Origin of the sequence: Paucibacter sp. Y2R2-4 (genome assembly GCF_025717535.1) — a bacterium.
In the GTDB taxonomy this organism is placed as follows: domain Bacteria; phylum Pseudomonadota; class Gammaproteobacteria; order Burkholderiales; family Burkholderiaceae_C; genus Paucibacter_A.
On the sequence record NZ_JAJIRO010000002.1, the window covers coordinates 743,994 to 760,106 of the forward strand.

General features: G+C 63.9%; 12 protein-coding genes. 2 read left to right on the plus strand and 10 right to left on the minus strand.

Translation table 11 applies throughout. From position 1 onward, the window contains the following. Nucleotides 1-3 precede the first annotated feature (3 nt). On the minus strand, nt 4-645 hold the full coding sequence (udk, locus tag LNV06_RS10230) for a uridine kinase (RefSeq protein WP_263538143.1): 642 nt from the start codon (nt 643-645) through the stop codon (nt 4-6). A 386-nt stretch (nt 646-1,031) separates the two neighbouring features. Here udk and LNV06_RS10235 point away from each other — a divergent pair, with 386 nt between their 5' ends. After that, complete coding sequence (locus LNV06_RS10235; protein ID WP_263538144.1) at nt 1,032-6,005, plus strand: autotransporter-associated beta strand repeat-containing protein; 4,974 nt, start codon at nt 1,032-1,034, stop codon at nt 6,003-6,005. Between the two features lie 108 nt (nt 6,006-6,113). Here the strand turns inward: LNV06_RS10235 and LNV06_RS10240 are convergent, their stop codons facing one another. The 3 genes from LNV06_RS10240 to LNV06_RS10250 form a co-directional block, all read right to left on the minus strand. Beyond that, nucleotides 6,114-6,893, minus strand: coding sequence for a hypothetical protein (locus LNV06_RS10240; RefSeq protein WP_263538145.1), 780 nt, complete (start codon nt 6,891-6,893; stop codon nt 6,114-6,116). Between the two features lie 259 nt (nt 6,894-7,152). Next, on the minus strand, nt 7,153-8,376 hold the full coding sequence (locus LNV06_RS10245; RefSeq protein WP_263538146.1) for a globin domain-containing protein: 1,224 nt from the start codon (nt 8,374-8,376) through the stop codon (nt 7,153-7,155). Nucleotides 8,377-8,422: 46 nt separating this feature from the next. Continuing rightward, nucleotides 8,423-8,734 carry a hypothetical protein gene (locus LNV06_RS10250; protein ID WP_263538147.1) on the minus strand — a complete coding sequence of 104 codons (312 nt, stop codon included), beginning with the start codon at nt 8,732-8,734 and terminating at the stop codon, nt 8,423-8,425. 128 nt (nt 8,735-8,862) lie between these two features. On the opposite strand from LNV06_RS10250, the gene LNV06_RS10255 reads away from it, so the two are divergent. Beyond that, the gene (locus tag LNV06_RS10255) at nt 8,863-9,312 is read left to right on the plus strand and encodes an RrF2 family transcriptional regulator (protein ID WP_263538148.1); all 450 of its coding nucleotides are present in this window, start codon (nt 8,863-8,865) and stop codon (nt 9,310-9,312) included. A 73-nt stretch (nt 9,313-9,385) separates the two neighbouring features. On the opposite strand, the gene LNV06_RS10260 is transcribed toward LNV06_RS10255, so the two are convergent. The 6 genes from LNV06_RS10260 to LNV06_RS10285 form a co-directional block, all read right to left on the minus strand. Continuing rightward, the gene (locus LNV06_RS10260) at nt 9,386-10,567 is read right to left on the minus strand and encodes an acetyl-CoA C-acyltransferase (protein ID WP_263538149.1); all 1,182 of its coding nucleotides are present in this window, start codon (nt 10,565-10,567) and stop codon (nt 9,386-9,388) included. 25 nt (nt 10,568-10,592) lie between these two features. Further along, complete coding sequence (gene aceK / locus LNV06_RS10265; RefSeq protein ID WP_263538150.1) at nt 10,593-12,428, minus strand: bifunctional isocitrate dehydrogenase kinase/phosphatase; 1,836 nt, start codon at nt 12,426-12,428, stop codon at nt 10,593-10,595. 28 nt (nt 12,429-12,456) lie between these two features. Next, on the minus strand, nt 12,457-13,149 hold the full coding sequence (gene can, locus LNV06_RS10270) for a carbonate dehydratase (RefSeq protein ID WP_263538151.1): 693 nt from the start codon (nt 13,147-13,149) through the stop codon (nt 12,457-12,459). After that, nucleotides 13,146-13,736, minus strand: a complete 591-nt coding sequence (locus LNV06_RS10275; RefSeq protein ID WP_263538152.1) for a GNAT family N-acetyltransferase — start codon at nt 13,734-13,736, stop codon at nt 13,146-13,148. The genes can and LNV06_RS10275 overlap by 4 nt, the downstream gene beginning before the upstream one ends. Further along, nucleotides 13,736-14,914 (minus strand): isovaleryl-CoA dehydrogenase, encoded by a 1,179-nt coding sequence (locus LNV06_RS10280; protein WP_263516732.1) that lies wholly within the window; start codon nt 14,912-14,914, stop codon nt 13,736-13,738. Before LNV06_RS10280 ends, LNV06_RS10275 begins: the two co-directional genes overlap by 1 nt. Before the next feature lie 218 nt (nt 14,915-15,132). Beyond that, entirely contained in the window at nt 15,133-16,017 is an 885-nt protein-coding gene (locus tag LNV06_RS10285) for a LysR family transcriptional regulator (protein WP_263538153.1), read from the minus strand. Nucleotides 16,018-16,113: the final 96 nt, after the last annotated feature.

The following is a 16,113-nucleotide window of genomic DNA, read 5'->3' on the forward strand; positions in this document are numbered from 1 at the left end:
CACTCACCCTCGCCCCATCTCCTGCAACAAGCTCCTCACCTTGGTGGTGATGATGTCCACCGCCGGGCCATTGGCGCCGTGGGGCAGGATGACGTCGGCGTTGCGCTTGGTGGGCTCGATGAACTGCTTGTGCATGGGGCGCACGGTGTCCATGTACTGGCTCACCACCGACTCGGTGCTGCGGCCCCGCTCCGAAATGTCGCGCTGCAGGCGGCGGATGAAGCGCACATCGGAGGCGGTGTCCACATAGATCTTCAGCGACATCATGTTGCGCAGCTTGTTGTCGTACAGGGCGAACAAGCCTTCCACCACGATGATAGGCGCGGGGTTCACGGTGATGGTGTCGCTGGAGCGGTTGTCGGCCGCGAAGTCGTACGCCGGCATGGCGATGGCCTCGCCCTTGCGCAGCGCCGCCAGGTGCTGGGTCATCAGCGGCCAGTCAAAGGCATCCGGGTGGTCGTAGTTCTGCTTGCGCCGGTCTTCCGCCGGCATATGGGACTGGTCGCGGTAGTAGTCGTCTTGCATCACCACCGCCACGTTCTCAGCCCCGATGGCGGCCACCACCTGGCGCGTCACCGTCGATTTGCCGCTGCCGCTGCCGCCTGCGACACCGATGACGAATGGTTTGTGAGTTGATTTGGGCATGAGGGGTGGCGCTGCGGCGAGAGGGATCGGGGCCTGCGAAAAGGCAAGCGGGATGAGGGGTAGATTTTAGAAGGGCCGAGGGCGGCATTCGGAGTTCATGCGGCCGCAGCCCTGATCGCACCCCATTCGACTCATGCGTGGAGCAAGAGGGTCAGGCCTGAATTTGAGACTCAGTCAAGGGATCAGGTGGCATGAGGCCTTGGAACTCAAGGCCGAACCGCGGTTTGCCCGAATTCTCCGGTTTGCCCGGCTTCCCCATCTTCCTGACCGCCGCCGTCACAGAGAACACCCGGTCAGAGCCGACTCTTTTGATCGTTCAACGCTGATTCAACGCTGCCTGTGCAGGATGGCGCTTGCCATCCCGCATTCAGCCTTAGGAATCACCGATGAATCCGACTCAGCCCGTCCTCGCAAGCGCCACTCGCTCAAGGCAGCGACATATCGCCCGCCCCCTGGCCTTGAGCCTGGCTCTGGCCTTTGCGGCGCTGCCGATGGCGCCCGCCACGGGCGCAACCGTCATCACACTGAAGCCGGGCCTGCCGCTGACGCTGAACGACGATTTCGACCGCGACTACGGCCTGCAATGGGGCGACACCGTCTTTGACGGCCAGGGCCAGTTGGTGAAGACCGGGGCCGGTGCGATCCGCTGGCGCAACGCCAAGCTCACCTTCGCGCTGCTCGAGGGCAGCTTGATTGACATCCAGGCGGGTACTTTCTACGGCGGCGCCTCGGGCCGCGACGACTGGCGAAACAACAAGGCCGATTTGAAGGTCAGCGGCACCGGCATCTTCGATGGCGGCAACGCCAATGTGCAGGTCGGCGCCCTGAACGGCAACGGTCTGATCCGCACCGGCGCTACCAGCGGCACGGGTTACCAGACCTTCACCCTGGGTGTGAGTAATCTGGACGGTAGCTTTGCCGGCGTGGTGGCTGACGCGCTCGGCCCGGGCCGCCTCACCAAGGTCGGCAGCGGCACGCAGATTCTGAGCGGCAACAACACCTACACAGGGGGCACCCATGTGGCGGCGGGCACCTTGGCCATCGGCAATGGCGGCAGCAGCGGCAGCATCCTGGGACCGGTGCAGGTGGACGCCGGCGCCAGCCTCGCCTTCAACCGTTCTTCCGACCTGACCTTTGCAGGCGCGATCTCTGGGGGCGGGCAGTTGCTCAAGCAGGGCTCTAGCGTCTTGACGCTCAGTACCCCCTTGGACGCTGCACTGAGCGTGCGCGTCGAAGACGGCTACCTGGAGGTGGCCACACCTTGGAAAAGCACAGCCGAGGTCAGCATTCTCGATCGTGGCTCGTTGAGCCTGACAAGAGGCGCAAGCGAACTTTCGGGACTGCTTCGGATGGAGTCCGGTGGCTGGCTAAACGTATGGAATGGCGGCCATTTGCGCCTCAGCGGCGGCGTAGAGAACGGCAGCCTCGAGTTCAACGGCAGCAGTGGCGAAATCACCGGCAATGCGCAGCTGAGGCTGCTGTCCTTGCAAACCGACGGGGACAACCGGAGCAGCGCTGTGCAACTGGGTCGTTCCGACACCCACACCACGGTTCAGTACGAAAACATCTACGTGACCACCGGGACCGAGTTGCTGGTGACAGGGCCCAACACCACGGTCAAGTCAGGGCAGCTGGGCGATTTGAGATTAAGCGCAGAAACGCAGGTACGCGTGCTGGATGGCGCACAGCTGAGTACCAATGGGCTGAAAATGGGTGGCTCCGGCGCGAATCGAGCCAGCATCCTGGTTTCTGGCAGCGGCTCAAAGTTCCAATTTTTGCAAAAGGAACAAGTCCGGTTCAGCCGATTCACGATAGAACAAGGTGGCCAACTGTTCGGTGACCTTGCAGCCGCGAGCACCGTTTTGAACGTTCGCAACGCCGGCAGCATCGCCACCGTAAATGTGATGCAACTCCAGGCAGGCTCAGTCGAAGTTGCTGCGGGCGGCCGCCTGCAAACCAACACCTTCGGCGGTAGCTCGGGCAATAAAAGCAGCGTCAGCGGACAGGGCAGCGTCTGGAACAACACCGGCCTTTTCACATTGGGCGGTGGGGACAATCTCAGCAGTGTGACGCTGCGTGACGAGGGCCTGCTGCACACCGCCTTCTTGGACGTCCTTCCGGGCGCCAGCGTGCTGCTGGACGGCGGCCAGCTGCGCATCGACAAGGTGGGCAGCAGCTTCATGGCTGGACTGGACTGGCGCAGCGGCCGGCTGAGCCTGGGTGGAGACACAGCGCTGAACCAAGGCCTGTTGGCCGCCTCGCTGTCCTTGGACGCGGGGCGCCAGCTGGTCGTCAACGGTCGGCTGTCGGTGAACGAGGGCCAAAGCCTGCAGCTGGCCCAGGGCGGCAGCTTGCAAGTGCAAGGTTTGACGCTGGCCGGCGGCAGCTTTGCGGTCGGGGCCCAGGCCGACATCGGCGGCAGCTTCGACTGGCAAGGCGGCACTCTCACCTTGAGCGGCGACGCCCAGCTGGGCCAAGCTTGGCTGGCAAAAATGCCGGTTTTGACGGCGCAGCGCTCGCTGAACATCCAGGGCTCGCTGAGTAGCAGCGCGCAGGCCGCGCCCTTGCAAATCGGCGCCCTCGGGCGGCTGACGGTGCAAGGCTCGGCCGATCTGGCTGGCGCCATCCAAATGGACAGCAGCGGCGCCCTGGTGCTGGACGGCAACAGCAGCGCACGCCTGAGCGGCGGCATCACCGGCGGATCGCTGAACCTGGTCGCTGGCAGGGGCGAACTCAGCGGCAGCGCCCAGCTGAACAACATCACGCTGCAAGCGGGGGGCGGCGGCAACACCAGCACGCTGCAGCTGGGCGGCGGCGGCAGCTCCACGGCGGTGACGGTCGACGCATTGGCGCTGAGCGGTGGCTCGCGCTTGCTGATCACCGGCAAGAACACCACGCTGGACGGCAAGGCTGGCGCGGGCAGCCTGCTCGCCGCCAACAGCCAAGTGGACATCACCGACGGGGCCCGGGTCCGACTGAACAAGATCTCGATCAGCAACACGACCCCACGCGCCCCTGGCGATGCGCCCGATGTGCGGGTGGCGGGCAGCGGCTCGCTGCTGGAGGGCACGGCCAACACCACGCTCAACGGCGCACTGCTGATCGTGGAGCAAGGCGGCCAGCTGCAAACCGGCAGTGCCAGCCTGTTGGGTGGCAGCGCCAGCGTGAGTGGCGCGGGCAGCCTGTGGCGCAATGTCGGCGATTTGTCGCTGGGGCATGACGGCACGGTCAGCAGCTTGCAGCTGAGCCAGGGCGGCCAGCTGCAAACCGGCAGCCTGAATCTCGGTGCGGGCGCCCGCCTGCTGTTGGATGGCGGCGTGCTGAGCCTCAGCGCCCCCGGCGGCAGCTTTATGGCCGGGCTGGATTGGCAGAACGGCCAGCTGAAGCTAGGCGCCGACACCGCGCTGAACCAGGGCTTGCTGGCTGCCTCCCTCACGCTTGACCAAGGCCGGCATCTGGCCGTCCAGGGGCAGCTGAGCGTGAACAGCGGGCAGAGCCTGCAACTGGGCGCCACGGGCGGCCTACAGGCACAGCGCCTGCTCTTGGCCGGCGGCAGCTTTGAAAGCGTGGCCTCGGCCGACATTGGCGGCAGCCTGGTCTGGCAAAGCGGCACGCTGACTCTGCACGGCGATGCGCGCAGCTCGCAAGGCCTGCTCGCCGCCGCTGCCGCGAACCCGCTGAACAACCAGCAGACGCTGCGCGTGCACGGCGCAATGACCTTGGACGGCAGCAGCGCCTGGCAACACCAGGGCGGCACGCTGGAGGTCAATGCCTTGCACGCCAGCCCGGGTTCAGCCGCCTTGGATTGGCGCAGTGGCAGCGTCGTGATCCATGGCGATGCGGCGCTGGGCGACGGCTTGTCGGCTCAGCTGCTGCTGGACAGCGGCAAACAATTGACGGTCGATGGCCGCTTGAGCGTGGCCGGCGGCCAAAGCCTGCAGCTCCAAGGTGCAGCGCTGAACTACGGCACGCTGGCCTTGCAAGGCGGCCGCCTTGAGATCGACGCCAAACAGGCGCAGAGCGGTCGCTTCGATTGGCAGCAGGGCACGCTGGCGCTGCGCGGTGATGCGGCGCTGGACAACGCCTGGATCGGCGGCCAGCAGGTGTATGCCAATGGACGCCATCTGGATGTCGCCGGCACGCTGGCTCTGGGCAACGCATCGCTGACGATTCAAGACGGCGGGCAAGTGGGCGCCAAGGCCATCCAGCTTGGGACCGGCAGCGTGCTGCTGGACGGCGGCGTGCTGCGCACCGACAGCTTCGGGGCTGAGCTGGCCGGCCAGCTCCGCTGGAACCGTGGCACCTTGGCCATCAGTGGCCCGGCCGGAGCCAGCCTGGGCCAAGGCGGCCTGAAGAAGCTGACCGTGCTCGGCGAAGGCCAGACCTTGCAAGTGGCCCAAACGCTGAACGTGGGCCGCAACACCCAGCTGCTCTTGGATGGCGGCCAGCTGTCGGCCGGCACCTTGGCCCTGCAAGGCGGCATGGTGAACAGCGGCGATGCGGCGCTGAGCCTCAAGGGCGTTCAGCAGCTGCAGGGCTTTGGCCAAGTGAACGGTGCGATCCAAGGCGACGCAGCCACGCGCATCCTTGCCAGCGGCGGCAGCTTGAGCTTGGGCGATGCCAACCAGGCGGGTGGATTTAGCCACGCGGGCGCCTTGAACGTGGCCGCGGGCGCGACCGCGCTCTTGCTCTCGGCCGATAGGGCCCACCTGAATGGCCGCACCGAGCTGGCGACGGGCGCGCGGCTGCTGTCGGTCAACGGCACTCAGCTGGGCCAAGGCGCCGAGCTGCTCGGCTTGGGTGACGCCCGCGTGGAAGGCCAGTTCATCAACGAGGGCAAAGTCAACGCGCAAAGCGGCACGCTGAGCTTCTTGGGCGACGTCAGCGGCACCGGCAGCTACGCGGGGCAGATCCAGTTCAAGGCCGGCTATGAGCCGGGTCAAGGCCTTGCTGCGGTGGACTTTGGGAGTGGCAATCTGAGCTTTGGCGACAAGTCAGTGCTGACGCTGGAATTCGGCGGTGCCTCGGCCAGCCCCGACTTCGACCAGCTGCTGCACATCGGCCAGCTCGACTTCCAGGGCACCTTGCATCTGCAGTTCGATGCCGGCTTCAAGGCCCAGGCCGGTGCTCAATACACCTTGTTCGACTTCCAGTCCTTCACCGGCTCCTTCAGCCCCGACCGCATCGTCGTCAGCGGGCTGGATGGTCAGCAACTGGACCTGAGCCGCCTGGCGCAGACCGGGCAAATTCAGATCAGCCCGGTGCCGGAACCCGCCAGCTATGCGCTGTGCTTACTCGGCCTGGTGCTGGTGGCGGGTGCGAGCCGGCGCCGCCGGCAAAGCACTGAAAGCCGCGTCTGAGCAAGCAGCTCGCATCAAGATTGGCTTTGAAGCACGAGAGGCCTTCGCAGGTCGCTCGTGCACAGCAGCTTTGGGGTCAGGTCTTGCCCGTCCAGCTTGGACCTGACTTCAAACTGCCCGCCGCCGCGTCGCCCGCAGGCCAATCAAGCCCAGCAAGACCAGGGCAGCGCTGTGCGGCTCTGGGACCGCGTACGGCAGCGATAGGCTTTGCGTCATGGTGAACAAAGAGAGCTGGGACACTTGAGCCTCATCGGCGAGGTTGTCCAGGCGGATCTGCAGGCGGCGCGTGGCACTGCCATTGCCCGACTGGCTCGCCAAGGTGTCGTTGTCCAGCCAAGCGCCCTGCTCTCCCCAGAAGCCCATGAAGGAAACGACCTCCACGGATTCCCAGGGCTCGGTCACTTGCGCCTGAATGCTAGCCTCTGCGCTGACAATCAGCGCCATATGGGGGTCCAGCACGAAGTGAACCGGGCTGCTGCAGGCGCTGGTCAAGCTGGCGCAGATTTGCCAGCTCCGATTGGCGCTGTTTGAATCCGGCGGCAAGCCGGTGTCCTTCAAGCTCGCCGCGAATGCCAAGCCCGAGGCGCCGTTGCTGATGCTGGCCGAGGCCTCGAACGGGTCGGACGCCCAGTGTTCCGCCACCGAGTCGGGGAAGTTCATCGTCAACCCAGAACCCCAGTTGTAGACGCCCCAGCCTTCACCCCCTTGGGCCACCCCGCCCAATTCGATCAGCTCGACAAATTGCCGAGCGCCCGTGTCGAGGTTCAACAACTCGAACTGAATATTGCTCATCGACGCAGCGGCCATGATACCGGCCGAGCTTGGGCCCGAGGCCATGATCAGTGGCAGCGCTAGCAGGCTGCACAGTGCGCGCTTCAGAGTTCTCATCGAGTGGCCTTCACGGTTGGAGGTGCTTTGCAAGGCCGGGGCCTGAGGGTTGGGAAAAGCGCAATTCTTGGGACAGAAGGTCCAAGCGGAGGGCTTTGCCTGCGGCAACGATTGTGCTTGCCCGGCTGAGGCGACCCCATTCGGAGTTCCCCTCGCTCGCCTCAACACGCCTCAGCACGCCTCAACACGCCTGCTGGGCGTGGTCGCGCAAGACCTGACCCTGAGGCTCAAGGGAAGGCACGCAGTGGGGGGACACTGATTATTGCAAGTCACCCAACAGGTCCGGCCCAAACACCTCGTAGTGAATGCGGCTGCGATCAATGCCTTGAGCCAGCAAGCTGCGGCGCTGCGCTTGCATAAAGGGCAGCGGGCCGCAGAGGTAGAAGTCAGCATCGTCAGGCCAGGAGGCCAGGCCTTGCGTGTCGAGCGCCATGCGGCCGGGCAAAGCCTTGGGGCAGCTGTGGCTGTCGCTTTCCAGCCAAAGCTGATAGCGCGCCTGCGGCAAGCGTGCCAGCGTGGCCTCGACTTCTTCGCGCAGCGGGTAGTGCTGCTCGGACGTGGCGGCATAGGCGAACACCAGCGGGCGATCAGGCTGGCTATGGGCAATGTGCTGCAGCATGGACACCATGGGCGTGATGCCCACGCCCGCGCTGATCATCACCACCGGCTGCGCGCCGGGTTTGAGCTGGAAGTCACCCGCAGTGGGGCCGACGCGCAGCGTGTCACCCACGCGGAGGTGCTCGTGCAGGCGCGTGGAAACCAGACCCGCAGGGCTTGGACCGCCCTCTCCTTCCTTGGCTGCTTCACACCGCACGCGTTTGACGGTGATACGCCAGACACCTTCGCCGGGCCGGTTGGAGAGGCTGTACTGGCGGATCTGGGTGAGGCCGAGTTCAGGCAGCGGCAGCGCGACGCTGAGGTACTGGCCGGGGATGAAGTCGCTCAAAGGGCTGCCGTCTTGCGCGCGCAGGGTCAGCGTTAGGCTGTCTGAGCTGCTGGCTTCAAGAGCGCTCACCTCCAACTCCGGCCAGGCGCCGCCCACGGTCCAATAGCGCTCTTGGTAGAGCCGCGCTTCACGAGCGATCAACTCGGAGGCCATCAGCCAGTAGACCTCGTCCCAAGCACTGGCAATCTCAGCCGTGATGGCTGCGCCCAACACCTCGCCGATGGAGGCCAAGAGATGGCGCCCCACGATGGTGTACTGCGCCGGCGTGATGCCCAGGCTGACGTGCTTGTGAGCGATGCGGTCCAGCACGGGGCCGATCTGCTGCGGCTTGTCCATGTGGTGGGCGAAGGCGTAGACGGCCCGCGCCAAAGCCTGCGCTTGCTCGCCCTGGGCTTGGTTGCTCGCATTGAAGAGGTTCTTCAAGTCGGGGTGCTCGCCCAACATGCGTTGATAAAAGTGCCGGGTGATGGCTTCGCCATGCTCCAGAACAACGGGCAGAGTGGCTTCGATCCAGGGGCGTGCGGTGGTGGACAACATGTTGGGGCTTTCTTCAGAGTGTCGGAGTTGAGCGAAAGCTGGAGCCTTAGACCGAACGGGCCATGGCCTCTTGCGCCGCAAGGCGGGCGACATAGCCGAGCTTGAACACGCCAGCCGCCACCGGAATGGCCAGATGGGCAACGACTTGCGCCGGCAACGACAGCGCAGGGGCCAAGGGATAGGCCAGCGCCGTCGCCGCCACGGCCACCACTGCGGAGTAGCCCATGGCCTTGCGCGACCAGGCGAACACACTGCGGGCATTCCAGGCGGGTGCAGCGGTGGCGGGTGCCTCGCGGCGAGACGAGGTCGCCAAGGTTTGAGCGGGGCTGTGGGCGAGTGAGAGTGCAAGCGATGACATGGTGGGCTCCTTTGCGAGGTCGTCAATTTATAAGATTCATTTTGCATGCATCTTTAAGACCATAGAAAACTAGGGTTATTGCCTAGTGCATGAAAACGGGCAGCACTGCCCTCGAATACCATGGGCGCATGCAAATCACCCAGCACACCGACTACGCCCTGCGGGTGCTGATCTACCTCGCCAGCAACGAGGAACGATTGGCCACCGTGCAGGAAATCGCCGAGCGATTCGACATCTCTCGCAGCCACCTGACCAAAGTGGTGAACGGCTTGATCCACAGCGGCTTTGTGGAAGGCCTGCGCGGCAAAGGCGGCGGCCTGCGCCTAGCCCGCCCGTCCGCCGAGATCGGCGTGGGCGATGTGGTGCGCCAGATGGAAGGCGAACCGGTGTTGGTGGAGTGCTTTGGCGCGGAAAGCCAGTGCGTGCTCAGCAGCAACTGCCGCTTGAAAGGCGCGCTGAAGAGCGCTCTGCAGGCCTTCTTCGCCGAACTCGATGCGGTGAACCTGGCCGATTTGGTGGGCAAGCCGCAGTGGCGCCTGATGCACTCACCGACCCGGCCAGCGCCGCGCTCAGTCTGAGTTCCATGAATAAAAAAAGCCAGCGGCCCTGAGGACCGCTGGCTTGCTTGGCTAGTGACGCAGTGTCTGGAACTTAGATCAGTTCCACACCCATGGCGGTGGCCTCACCACCGCCGATGCACAGCGCGGCCACGCCACGCTTCAGGCCGCGGTGCTTCAGTGCGCCGATCAGGGTGACCAAGATGCGGGCACCGGAAGCGCCAATCGGGTGACCCAGGGCGACGGCGCCGCCGTTGACGTTGACGATCTCGTGCGGCAGCTTGAACTCGGCCATGGCCGCCATAGTCACGGCGGCGAAGGCTTCGTTGACTTCCCAGAGGTCGACGCTCTTGGCATCCCAGCCGTTTTTCTTCAGCAGCTTTTCAATAGCGCCGACCGGGGCGGTGGTGAACCACTCGGGGGCGTTGGCGTGCACAGCAGTGCCGACGATGCGGGCGATGGGGGCCAGGCCCAGCTTGGCGGCGGTGCTTTCACGCATCAGCACCAGGGCAGCGGCGCCGTCGGAGATGGAGCTGGAAGTGGCGGCGGTGATGGTGCCGTCCTTCACAAAGGCAGGCTTGAGACCGGCGATCTTGTCCAACTTGGCCTTGAAGGGCTGCTCGTCGCGGCTGAAGACGGTGTCCACGCCACGGTTGCTGACGGTGACGGGCGCCATTTCCCAGGCGAAGCTGCCGTCTTCATTGGCGCGCTTGGCGCGCTCGGTGGAGGCCACAGCGAAGGCGTCTTGCGCTTCGCGGGTGAAGCCGTATTTGCTGACGCAGGTTTCGGCAAACACGCCCATGGCCTTGCCGCGCTGGTAAGCGTCTTCCAGGCCGTCCAGGGCCATGTGGTCGTACATCTGGGCGGCGCCGTACTTCACGCCCTTGCGAGCGAACATCAGGTGCGGGGCGTTGGTCATGGATTCCATGCCGCCGGCGATCAGGATGTCGGCGCTTTCGGCCTTCAGCGTGTCGTGGGCAAACATAGTGGCGCGCATGCCAGCGCCGCACATCTTGGACAGGGTCACGGCGCCCACCGATTGGGGCAGACCGGCCTTCAGCACCGCCTGGCGAGCGGGCGCCTGGCCCTGGCCGGCCATCAAGCAGTTGCCGATGAAGGCTTCTTGGATGGCGTCGCCCGGCACGCCAGCGCGCTCGACGGCGGCCTTGATGGCCACGGCAGCCAGTTCCCAAGCTTGCAGGCCGGCGAAGTCACCGAGCAGGCCGCCGATGGGGGTACGGGCGGCTGAAACAATAACGATGGAATCAGTGGACATGGTGTGTGCTCCTGGTTGCGGGTGTTTATTGAACGGAAAGATCGTGGTGGCTGGCCGCCATCAAGGCAGCGCCATCGACGGCGGGAGGTGATGCCGGCATCAAGCGAGTTTGCGCGTTGGCAAAGCGTTTGTGCGGTTCATAGGGAAAAACATCGTGCACATGGCCGGCCTGGATGCGCAGCTTGTGCTGCTGCCAGTAGTCGGCATCGAGCAAATCGGCATGGTGACGCATGAAGAGTTCGCGCACGCCGGGGTGGCCGAGCAAGAAGGGGCCAAAGGTTTCGGGGAAGACATCGCGTGGCCCCACCCGGTACCAAACCTCGCCGGACATTTCTTCTTCCTCATTGCGCGGCGCGGGCACATGGCGGAAGTTGCAATCGCTCAGATACTCGATTTCGTCGTAGTCGTAGAACACCACCTTGCCATGGCGAGTGACGCCAAAGTTCTTCCACAGCATGTCGCCGGGGAAGATATTGGCGGCCAGCAGGTCTTTGATGGCGTTGCCGTATTCGATGACGGCATGCTCCATCTGCTGCGGCGTGGCTTCTTGCAGATAGATGTTCAAAGGCACCATGCGGCGCTCGATATAGACATGCTTGAGCACCAGGTCATCGCCCTTGGTTTCCATCAAGCTGGGGCAATAGTGTTGGAGCTCGGCGAGCAGTTCTTCATCAAAACGATGACGAGGAAGTGCAACGTTAGAGAATTCCAGCGTGTCGGCCATGCGCCCCACCCGGTCATGCTGTTTGACCAGCAGGTATTTACTCTGGATCAGCTCGCGCGTGGCGTTCTCTTTTTGCGCCGGGAAGAAGTCCTTGATCAGCTTGAACACAAAGGGGTAGCTGGGCAGGTCGAAGACCAGCATGACCATGCCTTTGATGCCGGGGGCGATGCGGAACTTGTCGCTGGAATGGCGCAGATGGGCGAGCAGGTCGCGGTAAAACAGGTTCTTGCCGTGCTTTTGCAGGCCGATGGCGCTGTAGAGCTCGGCGCGCGGCTTGCGCGGCATCATCGAGCGCAGGAAGGCCACAAAGGCGCTGGGCACTTCCATATCGACCATGAAGTAAGCCCGCGCGAAGCTGAACAGCATCAAGAGATCGTCTTCACCAAACAGGGCGGCGTCGATGCACAGCAGGCCCTGCTCGTTGTGCAAGATGGGCAGCGCAAACGGCGTCTCGGTGAAGCCGTTGATGATCTTGCCGACCAGATAGGCGCCCTTGTTGCGATAGAACAGGCTGGACAAGACCTGGATCTGAAAATTGGTGCGCCAGCGGAAGTCGCCCAGTTGCTGGGCCACCGCGCTCAGCACCCGGTCGACATCGCGGTCCAGGTCTTCAAAGTCCCGCTCTAACTGGAAGTTAGTGACGACCCGGCGCAGGGTCTCGCGCAGCTTGTCGCGCGTGGGGTAGTAGGCCCGGTAGGTGGGCTTGGCTGCGGGCTCGTCGTTCTCGATGTACTCGGTGGAGACTGCCGGCCGCACAAAGAGGAATGAGTTGTGAAAGTAGCTGTGGTGCAGGATGCGGGTGCAGACCGAGTTGAAAAAGGTCTCGGCCAGCTCGGGCTGATGATGGTTGGTCAGCAGGCCGATGTAGTGCAGCTTGACCTGCTGCCAGACTTCCATCGGCAAGCTGCTGGCTTGGAAGCGCTCTTCAAGCAGTTGCACCGCTTCATCAACCCGCAGGTCATAGAACTCGATGCGCAGGGCTTGCGCGCGTTGCTGGCCGTGCCAGTCGCCTTGCTCGAAACGCCGCTTGGCTTCGGCGCTGGTGGCGCGAAACAAGCGGTAATGCCGGTTGAAGCCGCCCAACATTGCCTGAGCGATCTCGAAAGCGCGGGAGTCGGTCAGCTTCTGCGGGAACATGGCGTGTGCTGGGCGGCCGAGGCCAGCCTCAGACCTGAAGGTCGTCCGGCGACTTCTGCCGCTGGCCTTCGTAGCGCTGCTTGACGGCACGCAGCGCTTTTTGAAACGCGGGTGCCACTTGCTCAGCCGCTGCCGCGGTGATGCGCAAATCTTCCAGCAAACCGTTGTGCAGGCCGTAAACCCAACCGTGCACGACGATCTCTTGGCCGCGCGCCCAGGCGTCTTGCACGATGGTGGTCTGGCAGGCGTTGCGTGCTTGTTCCAAGACATTCAGCTCGCACAAGGCGTTGACGCGCTGCTCGATGTCCAGCTGATCCAGCCACTCTTGGTGATGGTTGCGCACGTCTTGCACATGACGCAGCCAGTTGTCGACCAAGCCGGTGCGGGCGTCATGCAGGGCCGCCTTGACGCCCCCGCAATTGGAGTGACCCACCACGATGACGTGCTTGACCTTGAGCGCATCGACGGCGAACTGCATCACCGAGAGGCAGTTCAAGTCGGAGTGCACCACCACATTGGCCACATTGCGGTGCACGAACAGCTCGCCAGGCAGCAGATTGACCAGCTCATTGGCGGGCACGCGGCTGTCGGCGCAGCCAATCCACAGGTATTGCGGGGTTTGCTGCTTCAGCAGTCGAGAGAAGAAACCGGGCTCACGCGCTTCCGTGTCCGCAGCCCATTGCTTGTTGCTGTCCAGCAGCTCTTGAAGTTCGGTGCTCATGGCGTGATTGTCAGGGGATCGAATGACAGCGAGCTTGCAGGCGAAACTTGGTGTCGATAAGCCGCCCACACCACACGGTCAATCAAGTGCCCAGCCTTGAAGGCGCTTTGCGGCCAATGCGCCTCCAGCGTGTAGCCCGCGCTGCGCGCCACCGCTTGTGAGCCTTGGTTCCAGGCAAAGATGCCGGCACAGAGCCGGTTCAGATCGGGCTGATTGGCCCAGGCCCAGGCGGTCACAAGACGCAGCGCCTCACTGCAGATGCCACGTCGCCAGAAGGCTTGGCCAATCCAATAGCCAATCTCGGCATTGCAACGCAGCCAACCCGCCTGCGCCTCAAAGCCGACGCAACCGATGATTTGGCCCTCGACCTCAATGCCCCAGACATGCCCACCCTCGCGCCACCCGCCGCCACACCAGGCCTCAGCGTCCGCCAAGGTATAGGGGTGCGGAAAGCCGTCGAATAGATTGCGCCAGACATCCACATCGTCAGCGTGAGCAGCCAAGGAGGGCGCATCGCCCAAGCGAAGCTCACGCAGCAAGCAGCGTTGACCTTGCAGCGTCGGGATCTGAACCTGGGCTTCGCTCATTACATCGTTTCGGCAAACAGTTCGCGGCCGATCAGCATGCGGCGAATTTCCGAAGTGCCGGCGCCGATCTCGTACAGCTTGGCATCGCGCCAGAGGCGGCCCAGCGGGTACTCGTTGATGTAGCCGTTGCCGCCGAAGATCTGCACGCCTTCGCCGGCCATCCAGGTGGCTTTCTCGGCGGTCCACAGAATCACCGAGGCGCAGTCCTTGCGGACCTGGCGCACATGTTCGGCGCCCAGCAGGTCGAGGTTCTTGGCCACGGTGTAGGCGAAGGAGCGGCCGGCTTGCAGCACGGTGTACATGTCCGCGACCTTGCCCTGGATCAGCTGGAATTCGCCGATGCTTTGGCCGAACTGCTTGCGGTCGTGGATGTAGGGGATCACGTTGTCCATCACGCTTTGCATGATGCCCAGCGGGCCGCCGGTCAGCACGGCGCGCTCGTAGTCCAGGCCCGACATCAGCACCTTGGCGCCACCGTTGACGGCACCCAGCACGTTCTCGGCCGGCACTTCCACGTTTTGGAACACCAGCTCGCCGGTGTGGCTGCCGCGCATGCCCAGCTTGTCGAGCTTTTGAGCGATGCTGAAGCCCGGCATGCCCTTCTCAATCAGGAAGGCGGTGACGCCGCGCGCGCCCAGCTCGGGCTCGCTCTTGGCGTAGACCACCAGGGTGTCGGCGTCGGGGCCATTGGTGATCCACATTTTGTTGCCGTTGAGCAGGTAGTAGCCACCCTTGTCTTCGGCTTTCAACTTCATGCTCAGCACGTCAGAGCCTGCACCGGGCTCGCTCATGGCCAAGGCGCCAACGTGTTCGCCCGAGATCAGCTTGGGCAGGTACTTGGCTTTTTGCGCGGCGTTGCCGTTGCGCTTGATCTGGTTCACGCAGAGGTTGCTGTGCGCGCCGTAGCTCAGGCCCACCGAGGCGCTGGCGCGGCTGATTTCTTCCATGGCGATCATGTGGGCCAGATAGCCCATATTCGCGCCGCCGTACTCCTCACCGACGGTGATGCCCAGCACGCCCAGATCACCCATCTTGCGCCACAGGTCCATGGGGAACTGGTCGGAATGGTCGATCTCGGCCGCACGCGGCGCAATCTCGGCCTGCGCAAAGTCGCGCACCGCATCGCGCAGCGCGTCGATGTCTTCACCAAGTTGGAAATTCAGGCCGGGCAAATTCATGGGTGTCTCCAAGATCTCTAAATTGGGGTCAGAGTCATTTATTGAGGCGATATTGAGGCGAAACGAGCCCGCGCGATGCGCTCGGCGCAGGCTCTCGCGCTGCACCGAGTCATCGTATCGCCGGGTCGGCTTTCGTGCCAATTGACGTTTACGTAAACGTCAATTGATCGGCAAATTCTAATCGCAAGCCAGGGGTCATTGAAAGCTGAGAGAACGCTTCAATGCCAAGCCAACAGCAAGCGGCGGATCAGCGGATGCGCCACTTTTTTGTCGGCGCCAATGGCGAAGAAGTTCTCTTGCACGCCCTCGCAGTCGCCGATGCGGATCAGGTCGTAGCGCGACAGCAGCTTGTCTTCCACCAACTCGGTCGCCGGGAATACGCCCATGCCGCCGCCGCCAAAGGTGGCCAGCAAGGCGCTGTCTTCAAACTCACCGACGATGCGCGGCTTGACGCCGACGCGCTCGAACCATTGGTCGATGCCGGCACGCACCGCCGCATGGGTGGTGGGCAGCAGAACAGGCACCTCGGCCAAGGAATGCGGAAAGTTGGCCCGTGCCGCCTCCACCAAATCTGGCGGCGCATACCAGGCCATGGCCGAAGCGCCCAGCGAATGGCTGTAGACCTTGAGATTGGGGTTGGCCGGCGCCGCACGGTCGGCCAGCACCACGTCGAGGCGGTGCAAGGCCAAGTCGCTCAAGAGGCCTTCGAACTGGTCTTCATGGCAGAGCAGGCGCAGGCCGGGGTCGTCCATCACCGGCAGCAACAAGCGCCGCACCGCCAACTTGGGCAGGCCGTTGGAGATACCCACCGCCAGCCGCACCGAGGGCGTGCTGGCGGCGTCGCGCACCAAGGCCGGCAGCTGCTCGCCCAGCTGAAAAATCTGATCGGCCTGCCGCAGCGCCGCCTGCCCGGCCTCGGTCAAGACCACGCCGCGCCCGGCCGGCTTGAGCAGGGCAAAACCCAGCGCACGCTCCAACTCGCGCACCTGGGTGCTGACGGTTTGCACCGCCATGCCTAAGCGCTCAGCGCCACGCGTCAGCCCGCCCTCCTTGGCCACCACCCAGAAGTAGTACAGATGCCGGTAGCTGTAGTTGCTGCTCATGCTGCGCCCTTGGTTGACTACGGTTTTTCAGAAGTATTTTTCAATGATTATCTGCTTTTTCAATTGAAGTGCTCTGCCTATGCTTCAGCCACCCTC